The sequence below is a fragment of the Enterobacter sp. 6722112 genome, assembly GCF_058661685.1.
Genome location: NZ_JBZWGR010000007.1, coordinates 1,660,597 through 1,678,508, shown reverse-complemented (window position 1 = coordinate 1,678,508; position 17,912 = coordinate 1,660,597). Strand labels below are relative to the sequence as shown.

The following is a 17,912-nucleotide window of genomic DNA, read 5'->3' as shown; positions in this document are numbered from 1 at the left end:
CCCATCCCTACGGATAGCGTGTCATCGTCAATTCTGACGAACAGACTGACGATGACACACCCTCTCTCCTCTAACGCCCTGTTAATCAAGAACGCTGAATGTGGCATGGATCCTGCTTAGTCCGCTAAGGGACTGGGCTTTCCAGTAAACATTGCTTCATTTCTTAACAGGTCTGTTATTGATGAAAAAAATCGCCAGCGTCTGCCCCTACTGCGGTGCAGGCTGCAAACTAAACCTCGTCGTTAAAAATAACCGGATTATCCGTGCCGAAGCCGCTGATGGCGTAACCAATCAGGGCACGCTTTGCCTGAAAGGGTTCTACGGCTGGGACTTTCTTAACGACACACGGCTGCTTACCCCCCGTCTGACGCAGCCCATGATCCGCTACAGCAAAGGCGAGGCCTTTACCCCTGTTACCTGGGAAGAGGCCATTCGCTATACCGCTCACAGGCTTAAAAGCATCAAAGAACAGTATGGCCCTCGGTCCATTATGACTACGGGTTCCTCACGGGGAACGGGCAATGAGACCAACTATGTGATGCAAAAATTTGCCCGAGCGGTGCTGAATACTAACAACGTCGACTGCTGCGCCCGCGTCTGTCACGGTCCGTCCGTTGCCGGTTTACAGGAGACCCTCGGCAACGGCGCCATGAGCAATTCCATTAACGATATTGAAAACTCAAAATGCCTGCTGGTATTCGGCTATAACTGCGCCGACTCTCACCCCATCGTCGCCCGACGCGTGCTTAAAGCACGTGAAAATGGCGCTAAAATCATCGTCTGCGATCCGCGTCATATTGAAACGGCACGCATTGCCGATCTTCATCTTCAGCTAAAAAATGGCAGTAACATGGCGCTGGTCAATGCCTTTGGCTATGTCCTGCTGGAAGAGGAACTGTACGACAAAAACTACGTTGCCCGCTTTACCGAAGGGCTTGAGGCGTACCGGCTGACGGTAAAAGATTACGCACCCGAGCAGGTTGAACATCTGACGGGGATCCGCGCGCGGGATGTTCGTCAGGCAATGCGCATGTTCGCAGCGGCGCCTTCAGCAACGGTGATGTGGGGGATGGGCGTCACGCAGTTTGGTCAGGCGGTCGATGTGGTGAAAGGTCTCTCCAGCCTGGCGCTGCTGACCGGCAACCTGGGCCGCCCTGCCGTCGGCGTGGGTCCGGTTCGCGGGCAAAATAACGTTCAGGGTGCCTGCGATATGGGCGTTCTGCCCAATATGTTCCCCGGCTACCAGGACGTCACTGACCCGGCGGTCAGACTGAAATTTGCCGATGCGTGGAAAATCAATGTCAACCGGATGGACGATCGCGTCGGGACGCGTATCACCGAAGTGCCACATCTCGCGCTGGAAGGAAAGATCAAAGCGTATTACATCATGGGGGAAGATCCGCTTCAGACAGAAGCCGATCTGGGGCTGGTCCGCCGCGGCTTTGAGGCGCTCGATTTTGTGGTGGTTCAGGACATCTTTATGACCAAAACGGCAGAGGTGGCTGACGTGCTGCTCCCTGCCACCTCATGGGGAGAGCACGCCGGCGTGTTCACCTGTGCCGATCGCGGCTTCCAGCGTTTCGGCAAAGCCATTGAGGCCAGCGGCAACGTGAAGCGCGACTGGGAGATCATCAGCCTGCTGGCCACGGAGATGGGTTATCCCATGCATTACGAGGATAACCAGCAGATCTGGGACGAAATGCGCGAGCTGTGCCCCCTCTTCTACGGCGTGACCTACGAAAAAATGGGCGAGATGGGCCATGTGCAGTGGCCTTGCCCATCCCTCGATCATCCCGGCACCCCCTACCTGTACAAGGATAACCAGTTCGACACCCCTACTGGCAAAGGACAGCTATTTGCCGCCCCCTGGCGCGCCCCGGCGGAGACACCGGATGCGGATTACCCGCTGGTACTGTGCACGGTGCGCGAAGTGGGTCACTACTCCTGTCGCTCAATGACCGGGAACTGCGCGGCGCTGCAAAGCCTGGCCGACGAGCCGGGCCGGGTGCAAATGAACCCGGCCGATGCGGATGAACGGGGGATTGCCGAGGGCCAGCTGGTCTGGGTACGTTCACGCCGGGGTAAAGTGATCACGCGCGCCAGCATCAGCGAGCGCATCAATGCGGGAGCAATCTATATGACCTACCAGTGGTGGATTGGCGCCTGTAATGAGCTGACGCAGGATAATCTCGACCCGATATCCAGAACGCCGGAAACGAAGTATTGCGCCGTGCAGCTGGAGGCGATCGAGGACCAGCGCTGGGCGGAGGATTTTGCGGCTTCCGCATACCAGACCATGAAGACGCGGTTGATCGCTGCGGTTAACGTTTAAATGCATTGCCGGGTGGCGGCTATCGCTGCCCGGCCCGCTATCCGCTGCTGTTTTACGTTATCTGTTGTGCATAATTATTTTCCAGGTAATCGCGAAGCAGGTTCGGACGGCTCTTTTTCTCCATCAGCCTTCTCAATAGTACGATCAGCTCGTAATCGCTTCGCAGATTAAATTTCTGCATCATCATATATTTATGGGTAAAGACCGTTTTTTCGCTCATCTTCAACGCGTTCGCGGTCTGCACCACCGACAGCCCCCGGTAAAAATTGACCATAATACGAATCTGTTGCCGGGATAAACCTTTATGCTGGCAGTCGAAACAGGTCTTTTTATTCAACGTGTAACCTGGTAATTGCGTCCTGAACCACGCGATAAACAGAACGCCGCTAATACGGTCAAGCGACGCCCGGCGCGGGAGAAAAATGATGTCCTGAAAGCAGGAAGGCAGCGCCGAAAAGCGCAGCTCATCGTCGACGAGACCTATCACAATTCCTTTTTGCCGGGCCAGTAACTCCGGAAAACAGGTCAGCGTTTCCCCCTGACATAATGAAAGAACAATAATATCGGCCTGGCTGACGTTTTCATTGGTCAACGCCAGCTGAAATGTGATGGAGCGATGAAAGTTATGCTTAAAAAAATCGTCGAAAAAGCTCTGTAGCCCAGCCTGAAAAAACAGATCCGTTTCCTGAATCAGAATATTTAACATAGTTCACACCAACGTCTTTAAAAAAGGCTTATCACCGGCATTCAGTTGTACTGCATCGTCATTACCACAACCGCGCTGATGCTTCCCGGCGTGGCGCCGCCCGTCATGGATTTTACCGAGGCCAGCATAGCCAATGTCGCGGTTCTGTCCGCGGCAATGGTCTGGGTCATACTGGTGCCTGTTCCTTTAAGCGCGCCGGTTTGGGCATCGCGCATGGCTATCGCCACGTGCGTGGCCGAACCGCTGTTCATGAAATAGTCCGCTCCCGCCTCGGGATCGGGGCTGCCGGTGAAAGCGACGGTCACACTCTGCGTTCCGGTTGGGCACTGGGTAAACAGCAGACTGAAAGGCACCGGATCCGATGTTGAGCCCGGCGTCGCCATATTGGTTGCCTGAATATTGCCCAGGTTGACATCGAGGCTGTTACTGCCGCCATTAAATATGCACGGCGACGCAACGATATTTCCCGTCACACCGATGTTGACGCTATCAGCGGAGCATACCTTCCCGCTGAGTAAGGCAAGTAAAAGCAGTGTCCTGCATCTTATTTTCATCTTCTTACCTGCTACTGGTAGGTCAAATTAAGGGTGGCGGAGGCATTCGCTGAACCTGACTCCACGCGGGTTAACGTCTGGTAATATCGGGCCGTTAATGGCAACGTCTCTTGCCCCCCGGCAGACTGCCGCAAGAATAGTCGGCTGTTCATCGCCAGCGGTGCACCGTTATAGATAAGCTGCACCCCCACCCCTTTCGCAGTGCCGGCATTTCCCTGCCCGGTTAAGGTCATCACGCTGGTATTGGCGCTGTCCGGGTTCTGTATTCCATTGAGCGAGACCGTAATATTGGTTCCGGCGGCGCAGGTCAGGCCCAGGTTTTGCGTGTTCTGTGCTCCCGCTGGCGTAGTGCCCACCGTGGAGCCGAACGCCGAAGCGGGAATATCCCCTATCGGAAACGTTAGCTGGGCCGTATTCACCGTGCACGCCAGCGCATTGATGGTGCCGGAGGTGAGCTGCGTGGTCAGACCGTCACGGTAGAGGCCATCGCTTCCCTGAAGCGTCACGACGCCGATCGTCCCGGGGGTTAATACCCCCGATGAGACCGGGCCCGTCACCACCAGCTCAATCCTCCCGCCGTACCAGTCCACATAGGAGGTCTGCGCATTGTAGGAAAATGTATTGCTCGGGTTTTCAAAATAGCCGTTGGAAGAAAAGCGTATCCCTATCCCGCTGACGTTCGTGTTGTAAACATGGTTGCCGTAGCTGCTCAACGTGGCGCCGTTGTAGCGCAGGCTGAATCCCAGCATCAGCGGATTCGTACACCCGGTAAGATAGGAGCCTGTGGCTGACGCCGCGCCAGAAAATACCACCGTGCCGACAGGCGCATCGCGCTGCACGTTGATCGTCCCCACGGACAGGGTGGAAAGCTGCGGGGTGATGGTGGTGCAGGTACCGGCACGAGCCATATTTGCCGCCGCGAGCAAACAGAGCAGCAGCATCGCGTTAAGACATTTCATGTTAGCGTTCCTGACGGCAGGTGGCGTGCATATCAGCGATCCCACCGTACGTTGAGTGATTCGGCAGCGTGAAATCAGCGCGGCATTGCTGACTGGATTGACTTCCCCATGTAGCGACTAACGTTCCCTGCTCGCGCATCCCGGTTAAATAGACCTGACCGCGATCGCCGACAATAAAACTGCCGCTGTCATCACCCACAAGGGTGACCACCGCCCCAAACGGAACGGCGCGATCGTTGTCGGTCAGGGTCATCAGCACCCGGCGTCCTGACTTCGGCAGATAATCGGCTCTCACCACCGCTCCCCGCGTCGGCGTCACCGTGCGGGTGTTGATCTCCAGCTCGACATCGTCCGGCATATTTTCCGGGTCGAGGGTGAGATCGTTTTTCCGGTAGACAGAAAGGTTGCTCACGACCGTATATCCGCGAAAATCTGTCCGTACACCGGGCTGATTGCGGATATCCACGTCGTGGGCGCCAGGGGCTTTGATTAGGACGCTGGTCTCCCCCAGCGGCTGGGAAAGCGTGATGCCATCAGCATGGGCGAGAATGCCGCCTTGCAGCCCGTAATTCAGGCGTTCACTGTTTTTGTCATAACCATAACCTGCCGTGACTTCGCCATAGGCGCCTTTGTAATCCGCGTTCACGTTGCCGGTATAGCCCACGCCCTCTGTGCCGTATCCCTGCTGTACGTTCCAGTTCAGGGCACGATTCTCAAGCGCTACTCCGTTCAGGCCGACGTTATGCGTCGTCCCGTTATTGCTGCTGGCGTTCATGCCATAGTTAGCCCATGTCTGCGGCAAAAATTTATCAAGCGGAATGCTGACGTTGAACGCCAGAAGCTGGTCGTGGTCAGCGTTTTTTTGGCTGTCGCGGGTTTCTGACGCTGCGCGGACATTTTTGCTGTAGGTCCATGTCAGGCCATAGCTGATGTTGTGCCAGTAGTTGCTATAGCCAACGCTCCACGAAGCCATCGACTTACCGTCATTCCAGTAATCTTCCCGCGCCGCACTGAGGGTAAGCGCGCCCAGGTTGTCCCCCAGCGTCTGGCTTATCGTCAGCTCGGCACGGTTACGCCGCCTGTCCTGAAGCGCGCTGCTGTCGCCGTACGAATCGAGGACGTCCTGCATCCCGTAATAGCCGCGGGTCGAGTAGCGATACCCGGCAATCGAAAAGTTCGTCCCGGTAGTGATAAAATTCTTGCTGTATCGGGCCCGCCACGACTGACCGCTTGTTTTCGCGGTATGCTCCGGCGTTGACCAGCCCTGAGTGACGTCTGCGGATACAGCCCCGAGATCGCCCATATTCTTGCCCACCCCCAGAGCCGCCGACTGGTACTTATCTGCCCCCTGGACGCCGCCATAGAGCGTAATACCGTGAGGGAGGCCGTAAATTCCGGTCAATTGCCCGAAGGGGGTTTTCTCCACGCTACGGTTATACGAGCGATACTGCCCGGCGGTAAGGGCATATTTCAGGCGCCCCTCCCGTTGCAGGACCGGCAGCGAAGCGTACGGCAGGGTGAAATGTTGCTCACTACCATCAGCTTCGACGATCGTGACATCAAGGTCTCCCGCGCCGCCGGTGGGATACATATCCGCGATCTCAAACGCGCCCGGCGCCACATAGCTTTGGTAGATTTGATAGCCATTCTGACGCACCACGACCTGCGCGTTAGTTCGCGCAATACCGCGCACCACCGGCGCATAGCCTTTCAGGGAATCCGGCAGCATATCGTCGTCGGACGCCAGCTGGACGCCGCGAAACGGCATGCTGTCAAAGACATCGGCAGGCGCGGAACTGTCTCCGAGCGTAAGCTGGGCTTGCAGGGGAATAATCGCGCGCTGCATCAAGGTATAGACGTTGTCCCACTTATCCTGGCCGGACGCATCGCGGGACCAGGTGGTGTAGTTGCGTAACCGCCAGGGACCGACGTTGATCCCCGGCCGCAGGTTTGCATACTGGCTGTCGCTGCGGGTGCCTGCCCCGCTTCTTGCCCGGCTGTTTGCCCCGCTCAGGCTGTAGTTGAGCATGGCCGCGGTAATGCCTTCATCCCACATATCCGGCGGAACGTAACCTCTCGCTGGCAGGTCTATAGCCGCCTGTGGAATGCTAATCGCCAGACGCTGGGCGCCAAACTGGAAATCCGCGCTGGCCTGTGGGATCGCCCTGAGATCGGCGCATTCACCTTCCCCGGCGGCAAGCTGTGGGAAAAGCGCCGTTTTCACGCCCCACGCTTTTAACTGCCCGATACTCAGGCAAGGCTGCAACGTTTCACTGCCGTTAGCATCCTTCACTGCCATAAAACGAATATCCCGCGTTTCCAGCAGCCGATCGTCAAGAATAATATCAACGTGGTATGTCCCGGGCGCCTGCGAGCCGGATTCAAAGGCAGATAAATCCGCTTTTCCCATTCCGGGATTATCCAGCTCTACCAGTTCCGTATTAAACGTCTCACTGGCATACAGTGTGGGAGAGACACCAGCAAGCGCGAGGGCAATAAATATTGCCAGGCGCGCAGGCTGCATTGCATTCAATGCCGTTGTCATGACGAACACCTGATTAACGCGTAAGGATCACAAACTGGCCCGGTGTAATTCGCCAGGGCTGCCATAATCGTTAATGACTTTAAACGTCAGCGTATTGCCACTGGTTCCGTTCGGTAACGGAAAACGGGCTGTGCCTGAAGGCATCACGTACGTGACATCGTCAAGCTTCTTATTACCCAACGTAATTTCATTGAAATTGATAACGTACGGCGTAGGGTTATTAACCTGAAGGGTATTTCCCGCACGACGCCAGGTTAATTTATTGGCTTGCTCCTCGGGGGTAGACGCACGAAGAGTCTCTGGTCGATAAATTAATTTGATGCGCGTTTTGACGGCAATTTGCAGCGAGTTCATCTGCTTTGAGGCTGAAGGAATAGCTTTAATGTTCAGCCAGAATAAACTCTCCCGCCCCTGAGGCAGTGAGCCGGTCATGACAATACGCTCAAGGTTCTTTTGCCCGCCGTCCAGCCGATACAGTGGTGGCGTAATAATAAAAGGCGCTTTACCCGATTGTTCATCCTGAACATCTATCCACGACTGGATTAAATAAGGAACATTATCAGGATTAGTAATACCTATTGACGCCTCTTTTTTAGTCCCATCAAAAATAATACGGGTGCCGCCAATAATTACTCCTGCACTGACGGATGTTAACGTCAGCGGTAACAGCGCCATAGCCAGGCCCGTTGTCGTGATAAAACGCATTTTAATACCTCATAAAACAAGGGGCCGGGCGGCCCCCTGCTGATTACTGCAATGACTTAGTTGTATACCACTGAGAAGTTTGCGACCGAGTTAGCCGGGCCCGCGGTCACGGATGCCGCGGTGGAGATATACTGCGCGTAGAAGTTCAGTGTATTATCAGCCGTACTGCTGAGCGGGTAAATATAGCTGTTGCTGCCGTGCAGCGGCAGATCGGCTTTATCTGCCGTCATCAGGTTAATCGCCACCCCGGTGGCCGCCCCCGCCACGGACGTATCAATCGCCAGCAGGCTGGCGTTGGTTAAATCCGGCGTGCCGTCAAAACGGACTTTTGCATTGGTGACCGTTACCGGACAGTTTTTCAAAATAATATTGAATTGCGTCGCAGCCGTTCTCGCCCCGGTTGTCGGGAATTCCGTTTTATAATAATCGCCTAATACCACCACCTGATTCTGGGATGCCACATCAACGTCGCAGGCAGAATCCAGAATATTCCCGTTAAAATTAACGGTACCGGCCGCTGCGAATGCATTGGTCATGGTGAGTACAGAACCTGCCGCTAACATTGCCATCATCAATTTTGTATTCATAATTTTATATCCCGTATTACTTTATTTATTACCGACATTCAGTTGCAGAAACAAAAGACCTTCCGACGAGTCAAAATTTATACAACTCTTTTTCCGCATACAATCAATTTTGAGGTCTAGCTGTAGACCCTCTTTTAACAATTACAAAACATATTCACTCGGAAACACCTTAAGAATAATGGCCAAAGTCTACTTTTAGACCTGAATAAAAAAGGTTTCAATTTCAATTAATTAAGACTCAAAAAAAAGCGAGTCTATAATTAGACTCGCCGCAAACATTCCCTGATCTGCTGGTTTTTAAGATAATTCTTTATGCCGATCAAAAAATGATCGCATCAGTCAGTGAGGTTTCACATGAATACCCGTTTCGCGCCTGAGTCAGATATTGATAAGTCAACAGTGCTCGGCGCTAAGCCTTTTAAGCACATTGAAAAAATAATCGATAATGTTTTGCCGCATGCGGAGAGAAGCATTATTGCCAGAGGAGAAATTATCCATTATTGCTCCGGCGATACCCGTCAATGCTTTTTACTGTTGCATGGCAGCGTGGCGTTACACCGTCGCGGGGACGGTATCGTCTTAAATTCTGAATCCGCGCCATTTATACTCGGCGTGAGCAGCCAGTTATCGTCTGAACACCTGTACGTCAGAGCGCTGGAAACTTCAGAGGTGGCCAGCGTTTCGCTGGCGTGTTTCAATCATGTTGTCGCACAACAGAATTTATGGGAGCACTTCTCAAACCTGCTGATCTATACCGCATCGCGCGTCTACGAACATTGTGCCCAGATATCGCAAATGTCGGCTTATGATATTATCCGCTTTCAACTGGTTGAGTTAATGCAGGAGCCGGAAGCCATAAGACAAAACATTACTGCCGCAGCCTATATCAAAAGCCGCACCTATCTTTCACGCAGCGGCATTATGCGGATCCTCGCGGAGTTGCGGACGGGGAAATACATCACCATGGAGCGTGGCGTACTAGTTGAGATCCATCACTTACCCCGTAAGTACTGAGGCTGTATTTATCTCTGGAGAAGGTGGAAAAGAAGAGCGACACTATAGAGAGTACAGTCTCTTTCCAGGTTAACGCTATGTCTTCTGACAAACCATCGCATCGCGGCTCTCCCTATGCTCAGGAACTGATTTCTCATTTACAGCCGCACTGCGCCACGCATAAAACCGATCCCGGCGAGCAACTAGATCTCCAGGTTGACGGGCAGAGCATGTGTTATTTAATTCTTGATGGCACGGTCGCCATATACAGAAGAAGCGACGACATGATGCTTTCAACGGCGCGCAGTCCCGCCCTGTTTGGCCTCGCTAACCTGACGGACATTTATTTTAATGACTACCTCCGAACGGTAACGCCTTGCCTGATTGGTGTGCTCACGACCGATCGGGTGGCTCAAATTATCAAAGAGAAGGCGCTGTGGGGGCTGCTTTCTAATCATCTGATGTTTGTCTATAACCGCCTCTATCACAACGTCATGCCGAAAGGCGCGCCAACCGCGTACGAGATGATTCGCCAGCAGCTCGTGCTGCTGATGCAGGAAGATGACAGCTACCGACGCAGCGTGACGGCGGAAAGGTATATCAGGGATAAAACCCATCTTTCCCGCAGTGGCGTAATGCGGATCCTGGCTGATCTGAAAACGGGTGGGTTCATCGAAATGGAAGAAGGCCGGCTGATTAAAATTAACAAACTGCCTGCCAGATACTGAATGTCAGACACAAAAAAGGCCGCGCTTGCGGCCTTTTCTTCACTGCTTAATGGACGTGAACGCCCAACCGCCAGGCAAAGTAGATCTCTTCTTTCAGTTCGTTTGAAGAGAGCGCCAGCAAATCCGTAAATTCCAGCTCAAGCTGTTTCAGCTTTTTCAGGTACTGGGCGGGAGACAGATTGCTTTTATCGCGACGTAAATATTCAATTGCCAGCTGTGTTGGGGTTATTTCAGTATCCATGATGTCCTCGCTTATGTTCAAAACGTGACCAGTATATCACAATCAGGCGGCTAATTTTTGACCAAAAACAAGACATCCGGAAACTTTACACAACGGCCGTCGTCAGCCTGGATGAACAACACAGGCGATCCTGCTCGTCCAGAATATCAATCTGCCACACCTGATGACGGCTTCCGGCATGCAGCGCCCGGCAGACGCCGCGCACGCGCCCGCTGCGAACGGAGCGGATGTGGTTGGCATTGACCTCCAGACCCACCACCTTCTGCTCTCCTTCCGTACACAGGTAGCCCGCCACCGACCCCAGCGTTTCGGCCAGCACGACGGACGCGCCGCCGTGCAACAGGCCAAACGGTTGATGAGTACGGTTGTCTACCGGCATCGTCGCTTCCAGTTCGTTGTCGCCAATGCGCGTGAACTGGATATCCAGCAAACCGACCATGTTCTCCGCGCCCATGGCATTTAAGGCCTCCAGCGTGACCGCACGTTTCCAGATCATCCGATAATCTCCAGTAAAGCCTGCAATGGATGGCGGACGCCGTTACCTTCCACCCGTTTCACCTGGCTGCGGCAGGAGTAGCCCGTCGCCAGACAGCGGTTGCGTGGCAGGCGCTGCATCGCCTGATGCCACGACAGCTCGTAAATGCCGAGCGAATTAGCGTGGTTTTTGACTTCATGGCCGTAGGTTCCGGCCATACCGCAGCAGCCCACGTTAACGCTTTCCAGCTTCGCGCCAAACCGGGCGAAGATAGAAGCCCACTGGGCAGGCGCCGTCGGCAGCGCCGTCACTTCAGTGCAGTGCCCAAACAGATACCAGGCTTCTCCACTCACCTCCTGAGTGGGCGTTTGCGTCAGCACCGCAGGCAGCCACTCGTGCACCAGTAAGACCTGAAAATCACCGCGCTTATCGCCGAGCGTCTGCTTATATTCATCCCGGTAACAGAGCACCAGCGCAGGATCGACGCCCACCATCGGCATACCGAGCTGCGCCACGCGATTCAGAAAATCTGAAGTTTTCTGCGCGGTTTTCGCAAAGCGGGTGAGGAAGCCTTTAATGTGCTGCGCCTTGCCGTTCGGTGAGAACGGCAGCACCACCGGCTGGTAGCCGATTTTCTCGGCCAGTCGGACAAAATCGGCCACCACCTGGGCATCGTAATAGCTGGTAAACGGATCCTGCACCACCAGCACCACCTTCGCTTTCTGCTCAGGGCTTAATGCTTCCAGTTGTTCCAGGGTCATGTTCGCCGAGCGGTGCCCCACCAGCCGACGCTGGAGCGATGGCACCGACAGCAGCGGCAGATCCACCATGCCGATATGTTTTTCTGACAGTTTGCGCACCAGCGGCTGGTTGATAAAGAAGTTAAAGGTTTTTGGCGCACGGGCCATCAGCGGCGCGTAACTCTCCACCGTCGCCACCAGATGATCGCGCATCGGGCGCAGATAACGCGTGTGGTACAGCTGGAGGAAGCGGGAACGGAATTCCGGTACGTCAATTTTAATCGGGCACTGGGTTGAACACGCCTTGCACGCCAGGCAGCCGGACATCGCCTCTTTCACCTCATGCGAGAAATCGTATTCACCTTTGTTCGCATGCCAGCTGTTGCGGGTGCGTTCGATAAGCCCGCGCAGGCTGGCGCGTTTTTCCGGCAGCTCCTGTTCCAGCTTGAGCGGGTCAACGCCGCGGTCGGCCAGCAGGCGCAGCCATTCGCGCACCAGCGTGGCACGCCCTTTCGGGGAATGAATGCGGTTGCTGGTGATTTTCATCGACGGACACATCGGGCTTTTCACATCGAAGTTGAAGCACAGCCCGTTGCCGTTGCACTCCATCGCGCCGCGCCAGGAAGCGCGTACCGCAATCGGAATTTGTCGGTCATAGGTGCCGCGCTTGACGGCGTCCACCTGCAACATCGGCGCATCGATGCCCTCCGGCGGGCAGATTTTTCCCGGGTTGAGGCGGTTATCGGGATCAAAAGCGGCTTTCACCTTACGCAGCTCGGCGTAAAGTTGTTCGCCAAAAAACGCCGGGCTGTACTCGGCGCGGAATCCTTTGCCGTGCTCGCCCCATAACAAGCCGCCGTATTTGGCCGTGAGGGCCACGACCTGGTCGGAGATCTCCTTCATCAGGATCTCCTGCTGCGGGTCGCACATGTCCAGCGCCGGGCGCACGTGCAGCACACCCGCGTCCACGTGCCCGAACATGCCATAGCTCAGACCATGGCTGTCGAGCAGCGCGCGAAACTCCACAATATAATCAGCAAGGTGTTCCGGCGGCACGCAGGTATCTTCCGCAAACGGAATAGGCTTCGCCGCCCCTTTCGCGTTGCCGAGCAGCCCCACCGCTTTTTTACGCATCGCGTAGATTCGCTCGATGCCGGAGAGATCGTTACACAGCTGCCAGCCAATGACGCCGCCTTCCCCCTGGGCAATCAGCTCGTCCAGACGCTGGCAGAGCGTGCTTACCTGGCTCTCAATCAGCTCTGCGTCATCCCCGGCGAACTCGACGATGTTCAGGCCGAGCATCTCTTTATCCGGCACGTCGGTAATCAGTTCGCTCACCGAATGCCAGACGATATCTTCCCGGGCCAGGTTCAGAACTTTTGAATCGACGGTTTCCACCGACAGCGCCCGCGCCTCCACCATAAACGGTGCATTACGCAGCGCGGAGTCAAAGGAGTTGTATTTGACATTCACCAGACGGCGCACCTTTGGCAACCGGGTGATATCCAGACGCGCTTCGGTGATGAAGGCCAGCGTCCCTTCTGACCCGGTCAGTACGCGGGTAAGATCGAACTGGCTCAGATCGTCATTAAAGACATGGCGCAGATCGTAGCCCGTCAGGAAGCGGTTAAGCTTCGGGAATTTGTTGAGGATCAGTTCGCGATTTTCGCGGCAGCGCTCCAGCACGGTACGATAAATCCGTCCGCTGGTGGTGCTCTCTTTTGCCAGCGTTTCGGCCAGCTCGATCGGCATCGGTTGGGTATCGAGGATATCGCCCCCCAGCAGCACCGCCCGCACACCCATAACGTGATCGGAGGTTTTGCCGTAGACCAGCGAGCCCTGCCCCGAGGCATCGGTGTTGATCATCCCGCCAATGGTCGCGCGGTTACTGGTGGAAAGCTCTGGCGCAAAAAAATAGCCGTAAGGTTTCAAAAACTGATTCAGCTGATCTTTGATCACCCCCGCTTCCACTCGCACCCACCCCTCTTCCGGGTTGATCTCAATGATGCGGTTCATATAGCGGGACATATCAATGATGATGCCCTGGTTCAGCGCCTGCCCGTTGGTACCCGTCCCGCCGCCGCGTGGGGTAAAGACCAGGGTGCTGAAACGCTCCTGCGACGCCAGACGGGCGATGAGCGCCACATCGGCGGTAGAGCGCGGGAAAACGACGGCATCGGGAAGAAGCTGGTAAATACTGTTATCGGTCGCCATCGTCAGCCTGTCGGCATAATCGGTGGCGGTGTCACCTGTAAAACCCTGTTGCTCCAGTGCCTGCAAAAAATTAAGCACCAGCTGAACGACGCCCGGTGCCTGAGAAATCTGTGGGATCATTGCTGTCGACCCTAATGAGAATAGTGTGAAATCGTTTGCGTTGTGTCTGGAAAGTTTTATCACATTTTTTTCTTATGTGCTTCGTAGAATTACGGGCAAAATCCGCCTGTCAAAAATCGCTGAAATCACTAATGATTAGAGAGATGCGGTTTATATTCCCATCAGCCTTGCTGGTGTTCATTTAAGGAAAGTTTCGTTTATGGTCAATCTTCGTCAGCCCAGGGATGTCGCGCAGATACTGCTGTCGGTGCTGTTCTTAGCCATTATGATTATTGCGTGTCTGTGGATTGTTCGTCCTTTCGTGCTCGGATTTGCCTGGGCCGCGACCGTCGTCGTCGCAACCTGGCCTTTACTCTTACGTTTGCAGAAACTGCTGTTTGGTCGCCGCGGCCTGGCCGTGCTGGTGATGACGCTGCTGTTGTTCCTGCTGTTTATTATTCCCATTGCACTGCTGGTTAACAGCCTGGTTGACAGTAGCGGCCCGGTTATTCGCGCGGTCACCAGCGGTGATATGACGCTGCCGGATCTCGCGTGGCTGAACAGTATTCCTGTTGTGGGCGCAAAACTGTACAGCGGCTGGCACAGCCTGCTGGAGATGGGCGGTAGCGCCCTGATGGCCAAAGTGCGTCCGTACATCGGCACAACCACCACCTGGTTTGTGGGGCAGGCTGCGCACATTGGTCGCTTCATGATGCACTGTACGTTGATGCTGGTCTTCAGCGCCCTGCTGTACTGGCGCGGCGAGCAGGTTGCGCTGGGGGTACGTCATTTCGCCACCCGACTGGCAGGTAAACGCGGCGATGCGGCCGTGCTGCTGGCAGCCCAGGCCGTCCGCGCGGTAGCGCTCGGCGTGGTGGTCACAGCGCTGGTGCAGGCTGTACTTGGCGGAATCGGGCTGGCAATTTCCGGCGTACCTTATGCCACCATTTTCACCGTCGTCATGCTGATGACCTGTCTGGCTCAGCTCGGTCCGCTGCTGGTGCTGGTTCCCTGCATTATCTGGCTTTACTGGACGGGGGACACGACCTGGGGCACGGTGCTACTGGTCTGGAGTTGCGTGGTGGGCACCATGGATAACGTGATCCGTCCCCTCCTCATCCGCATGGGCGCTGACCTGCCGCTGATTCTGATCCTGTCCGGGGTGATCGGGGGGTTAATTGCCTTCGGCATGATTGGCCTGTTCATCGGTCCGGTGCTGCTTGCGGTAACCTGGCGTCTCTTCTCCGCCTGGGTGCATGAAGTGCCGCCGCCGGGAACCGACCCTGACGTCATCTTAAGCGAACTTGAAGAACTGGAAGATAAGAACGCGCAGTAAGAACGTAGGCCGGGTGGCGCTAACGCTTACCCGGCCTACACTCTCCACAGCAATACTTAAACGTTGCTAAACTATTTATTCTCTGTGCACTGGTCAGACCCGCCTTTTCCTGCCTAAAACCGTCATTCTCTTCAAGAAATCTTTACCTGCCTTTAACTATTGAGACGAATCCGATCGACTCAAAATACTGGCATGCCTACTATTAAGACACGGTTATAAATCAACACCTTGATTTATAAGCATGGAAATCCCCTGAGTGAAACAACGAATTGCTGTGTGTAGTCTTTGCCCATCTCCCACGATGGGCTTTTTTTTATCTTTTTTACGCCCGTGTAATGTCACAGCGGCTGAGCATGCGCCATTCCCCCGCCAGCTCCCGCGTCTCCCCGGTTACCAGCACGTTCACCACCTCGCGTATATCCGCCGAGGACGCGCCAACCTGTAGCTCAAATTCCCCTGGCTCGACAATCCGCTTCCCGTCCCGGCGGGTGAAATTAAACATCTCCACCGGCAGGGTAAAGGTCAGCGTGGCGGTTTCTCCCGGTGAAAGCGTAACGCGCTGGAACGCTTTCAGCTCCTGAAGCGGACGCACCTGCGTGGCGACCTTATCGCGTACGTACACCTGTACCACTTCGCTGCCGCTGCGCTCGCCGGTGTTGGTGATATCGACGCTTAACGCCACCTCTCCGTCGATCGGGACGCGGCTTTCCGCCAGGCGGGCCGCGCCCCAGCGAAACTGCGTCCAGCCGAGACCGTAACCGAACGGGTAAAGTGCGCCGAAATGGAACGCAAACGGCGTGCCGCCGCTTTTCAGCTTGTGGTTATAGTAGTACGGCATCGCCCCGGCGTTTTTCGGCACGCTCAGTACCAGCCTGCCCTGCGGCTCCGCGCGGCCGGTTAAGACATCGGCAATCGCCCAGCCCCCTTCCTGCCCCGGCGCCCAGGCCATCATCAGCGCGGCCACCTTCTCTTCCAGCCCCTGAAGGTTATAAGGACGCCCACCCGTCATGACGACAATCACCGGCTTACCGGTTGCCACCAGCGCCTCCAGCAGCTGTTGCTGCACGCCCGGCAGATCCAGCGAATCGGTATCCGAACCTTCCCCCACGGTGCCGCTCTGGAATAGTCCGGCGAGGTCGCCCACGCAGGCCACCACCACGTCACTCTCTTTTGCCGCGCTCACGGCGTCGGGGATCAGATCCGTGCGTTGTGAAACCGGCGATTGCTGCATCGGCTTACCGCCGCTGTCGCCCGGGAACACCGGTGCGCCCGCCATCCGTTTTTCGATAATGTGGCACCCTTTGGCGTAACGTACCTGTGATGCGCCAAGGTACTGTTCCAGCGCCGCGCGCGGGGTAGTCACCTGCGAGGTCTCTTCAACCATATCGCTGATAATCAGGTGAACCGGGAAGCTGTAGCCGCTCAGTAACGCCAGTGGATCGTCCGCCGTCGGCCCCACTACCGCTACACGGGGTTTTCCGCCGAGGGGCAAAATGCCGTTATTTTCCAGCAGCGTGATCGATTTTGTTGCCAACTCGCGCGCCACCTGCCGGGTCGCCTCATTCTGCAAATCGATACCGTCTTCGTCGGCGTACGGTTTTTCAAACAGCCCAAGACGGAATTTTTCACTTAGCACGCGCGCCACAATCTCATCCACTTTCGCCATTGAGATGAGCCCACGCTCTACCGCTTCAGCCAGATGACGCGCGCAGTCATCCTTCGGCAGTTCCACGTCCAGCCCGGCATTAAACGCCAGCGCCGCCGATTGTGCTGGATCGTGAGAAATCCCGTGGTGCTGGTGCAGCAGGCTGACGCCGCCGTAATCCGCCACGATAATGCCGTCGAAGCCCCACTGTTCACGCAGCACGGTGGTGAGCAGAAAATGGTCGCTGTGCCCTGGCTGATTATCAATGTCGTGATAGGCTGGCATCACCGAACCGGCGTTGGCCAGCTTTACCGCCATCTCAAACGGCAGCAGGAAGGTATCGTTAAGCTCGCTGAAACCGAGATGGACCGGCGCATGATTGCGCGCCCCTTCGCTGAAGGAGTGGCCGACGTAATGTTTCAGGGTCGCCAGCAGATCGCGCTTATCGCCCTGCAACCCCTTCACGTACGCCGTCGCCATCACCCCTACCAGCCACGGATCTTCCCCAAAGGTCTCTTCCGTCCGTCCCCAGCGCACATCGCGCGAGACATCCAGCACCGGGGCCAGCCCCTGCTGGCACCCGACAGACCGGGCCTCTTTGCCAATCTGCTCCGCCGCGCGCTGCACCAGCGCCGGGTCCCAGGTAGAACCGTAGTTCAGCGACGACGGGAACAGCGTTGCATTTTTGCACAGCAGCCCCACCAGACACTCCTCATGAAACAGCGCCGGAATGCCGAGCCGGGTCTCCTCCATCATCATGCGTTGCAGGCGGTTGGCGGCACGCACGCCGGTTTTTGCATCAACAATGTGCGTGCCGAGCGGGCGGGTGATCTGCCCGACGCCCAGCTTCAGCCTTTCGCTGAGGGACGCCTGTTCACTCACGCCGGCGAATTCATCGCTCAGATCGCTGCGTTCGCGGTGGTTGCCGTGTTCATCAAGGATCAGCCAGTACGCGTGCATCTGGGCAAATTTCTCTTCCGGCGTCATACGCGCCAGTAAATCAGCGACACGCTCGTGTACGGAACGTCCCGCGTCCTTGTAGATCGCAGTCAT

14 protein-coding genes and 1 other RNA gene are annotated in these 17,912 nt (G+C 55.8%); 5 read left to right on the top strand and 10 right to left on the bottom strand.

Features of this window, described 5'->3' with window-relative positions; genetic code table 11:
• The first annotated feature begins 181 nt into the window (after nucleotides 1-181).
• A complete protein-coding gene (gene fdhF / locus AC4OVU_RS09535) occupies nucleotides 182-2,332 on the top strand; it encodes a formate dehydrogenase subunit alpha (protein WP_023303541.1) in 2,151 nt (716 codons plus the stop codon).
• A 52-nt stretch (nucleotides 2,333-2,384) separates the two neighbouring features.
• Here fdhF and AC4OVU_RS09530 read toward each other — a convergent pair whose 3' ends face one another.
• Genes AC4OVU_RS09530 through AC4OVU_RS09505 form a run of 6 tightly spaced genes read right to left on the bottom strand, consistent with a single transcriptional unit; the run spans nucleotide 2,385 to nucleotide 8,388 of the window.
• Nucleotides 2,385-3,038, bottom strand: a complete 654-nt coding sequence (locus AC4OVU_RS09530; protein ID WP_023303540.1) for a helix-turn-helix transcriptional regulator — start codon at nucleotides 3,036-3,038, stop codon at nucleotides 2,385-2,387.
• A 41-nt stretch (nucleotides 3,039-3,079) separates the two neighbouring features.
• A complete protein-coding gene (locus tag AC4OVU_RS09525) occupies nucleotides 3,080-3,592 on the bottom strand; it encodes a fimbrial protein (protein WP_110292481.1) in 513 nt (170 codons plus the stop codon).
• Nucleotides 3,593-3,603: 11 nt separating this feature from the next.
• Nucleotides 3,604-4,551, bottom strand: a complete 948-nt coding sequence (locus tag AC4OVU_RS09520; protein WP_110292482.1) for a fimbrial protein — start codon at nucleotides 4,549-4,551, stop codon at nucleotides 3,604-3,606.
• A 1-nt stretch (nucleotide 4,552) separates the two neighbouring features.
• Nucleotides 4,553-7,096 (bottom strand): fimbria/pilus outer membrane usher protein, encoded by a 2,544-nt coding sequence (locus AC4OVU_RS09515; RefSeq protein WP_110292483.1) that lies wholly within the window; start codon nucleotides 7,094-7,096, stop codon nucleotides 4,553-4,555.
• 27 nt (nucleotides 7,097-7,123) lie between these two features.
• The gene (locus AC4OVU_RS09510; RefSeq protein ID WP_032648080.1) at nucleotides 7,124-7,801 is read right to left on the bottom strand and encodes a fimbrial biogenesis chaperone; all 678 of its coding nucleotides are present in this window, start codon (nucleotides 7,799-7,801) and stop codon (nucleotides 7,124-7,126) included.
• 56 nt (nucleotides 7,802-7,857) lie between these two features.
• Nucleotides 7,858-8,388, bottom strand: coding sequence for a fimbrial protein (locus AC4OVU_RS09505; protein WP_015570717.1), 531 nt, complete (start codon nucleotides 8,386-8,388; stop codon nucleotides 7,858-7,860).
• 354 nt (nucleotides 8,389-8,742) lie between these two features.
• Between AC4OVU_RS09505 and AC4OVU_RS09500 the strand changes: the two genes are divergently transcribed.
• Both AC4OVU_RS09500 and AC4OVU_RS09495 read left to right on the top strand, forming a co-directional pair.
• Nucleotides 8,743-9,402, top strand: coding sequence for a winged helix-turn-helix transcriptional regulator (locus tag AC4OVU_RS09500; RefSeq protein WP_015570718.1), 660 nt, complete (start codon nucleotides 8,743-8,745; stop codon nucleotides 9,400-9,402).
• Between the two features lie 77 nt (nucleotides 9,403-9,479).
• Nucleotides 9,480-10,109, top strand: a complete 630-nt coding sequence (locus AC4OVU_RS09495) for a helix-turn-helix domain-containing protein (RefSeq protein ID WP_023296357.1) — start codon at nucleotides 9,480-9,482, stop codon at nucleotides 10,107-10,109.
• Between the two features lie 46 nt (nucleotides 10,110-10,155).
• Here AC4OVU_RS09495 and AC4OVU_RS09490 read toward each other — a convergent pair whose 3' ends face one another.
• The 3 genes from AC4OVU_RS09490 to ydiJ all read right to left on the bottom strand — a co-directional run bounded on the left by AC4OVU_RS09490 (nucleotide 10,156) and on the right by ydiJ (nucleotide 13,899).
• A complete protein-coding gene (locus AC4OVU_RS09490; RefSeq protein ID WP_003857766.1) occupies nucleotides 10,156-10,350 on the bottom strand; it encodes a YdiH family protein in 195 nt (64 codons plus the stop codon).
• 85 nt (nucleotides 10,351-10,435) lie between these two features.
• A complete protein-coding gene (gene menI, locus AC4OVU_RS09485; protein WP_023296356.1) occupies nucleotides 10,436-10,846 on the bottom strand; it encodes a 1,4-dihydroxy-2-naphthoyl-CoA hydrolase in 411 nt (136 codons plus the stop codon).
• Nucleotides 10,843-13,899, bottom strand: coding sequence for a D-2-hydroxyglutarate dehydrogenase YdiJ (gene ydiJ, locus AC4OVU_RS09480; protein WP_032103720.1), 3,057 nt, complete (start codon nucleotides 13,897-13,899; stop codon nucleotides 10,843-10,845). Before ydiJ ends, menI begins: the two co-directional genes overlap by 4 nt.
• 199 nt (nucleotides 13,900-14,098) lie before the next feature.
• On the opposite strand from ydiJ, the gene ydiK reads away from it, so the two are divergent.
• Entirely contained in the window at nucleotides 14,099-15,214 is a 1,116-nt protein-coding gene (ydiK, locus tag AC4OVU_RS09475; RefSeq protein ID WP_015570721.1) for an AI-2E family transporter YdiK, read from the top strand.
• A gap of 209 nt (nucleotides 15,215-15,423) precedes the next feature.
• Nucleotides 15,424-15,531: antisense sRNA RprA (gene rprA, locus AC4OVU_RS09470), an RNA gene on the top strand.
• Nucleotides 15,532-15,536: 5 nt separating this feature from the next.
• Here rprA and AC4OVU_RS09465 read toward each other — a convergent pair.
• The gene (locus tag AC4OVU_RS09465) at nucleotides 15,537-17,912 is read right to left on the bottom strand and encodes a glycoside hydrolase family 3 N-terminal domain-containing protein (protein ID WP_110292725.1); all 2,376 of its coding nucleotides are present in this window, start codon (nucleotides 17,910-17,912) and stop codon (nucleotides 15,537-15,539) included.

What these genes read in the sequence shown, in the direction of transcription:
- AC4OVU_RS09520 (WP_110292482.1), bottom strand. Translation starts at nt 4,551, where the DNA reads ATGAAATGTCTTAACGCGATGCTGCTGCTCTGTTTGCTCGCGGCGGCA.
- AC4OVU_RS09530 (WP_023303540.1), bottom strand. Translation starts at nt 3,038, where the DNA reads ATGTTAAATATTCTGATTCAGGAAACGGATCTGTTTTTTCAGGCTGGG.
- AC4OVU_RS09515 (WP_110292483.1), bottom strand. Translation starts at nt 7,096, where the DNA reads ATGACAACGGCATTGAATGCAATGCAGCCTGCGCGCCTGGCAATATTT.
- menI (WP_023296356.1), bottom strand. Translation starts at nt 10,846, where the DNA reads ATGATCTGGAAACGTGCGGTCACGCTGGAGGCCTTAAATGCCATGGGC.
- ydiK (WP_015570721.1), top strand. Translation starts at nt 14,099, where the DNA reads ATGGTCAATCTTCGTCAGCCCAGGGATGTCGCGCAGATACTGCTGTCG.
- AC4OVU_RS09500 (WP_015570718.1), top strand. Translation starts at nt 8,743, where the DNA reads ATGAATACCCGTTTCGCGCCTGAGTCAGATATTGATAAGTCAACAGTG.
- fdhF (WP_023303541.1), top strand. Translation starts at nt 182, where the DNA reads ATGAAAAAAATCGCCAGCGTCTGCCCCTACTGCGGTGCAGGCTGCAAA.
- AC4OVU_RS09510 (WP_032648080.1), bottom strand. Translation starts at nt 7,801, where the DNA reads ATGCGTTTTATCACGACAACGGGCCTGGCTATGGCGCTGTTACCGCTG.
- AC4OVU_RS09495 (WP_023296357.1), top strand. Translation starts at nt 9,480, where the DNA reads ATGTCTTCTGACAAACCATCGCATCGCGGCTCTCCCTATGCTCAGGAA.
- AC4OVU_RS09505 (WP_015570717.1), bottom strand. Translation starts at nt 8,388, where the DNA reads ATGAATACAAAATTGATGATGGCAATGTTAGCGGCAGGTTCTGTACTC.
- AC4OVU_RS09525 (WP_110292481.1), bottom strand. Translation starts at nt 3,592, where the DNA reads ATGAAAATAAGATGCAGGACACTGCTTTTACTTGCCTTACTCAGCGGG.
- AC4OVU_RS09490 (WP_003857766.1), bottom strand. Translation starts at nt 10,350, where the DNA reads ATGGATACTGAAATAACCCCAACACAGCTGGCAATTGAATATTTACGT.
- AC4OVU_RS09465 (WP_110292725.1), bottom strand. Translation starts at nt 17,912, where the DNA reads ATGACTGCGATCTACAAGGACGCGGGACGTTCCGTACACGAGCGTGTC.
- ydiJ (WP_032103720.1), bottom strand. Translation starts at nt 13,899, where the DNA reads ATGATCCCACAGATTTCTCAGGCACCGGGCGTCGTTCAGCTGGTGCTT.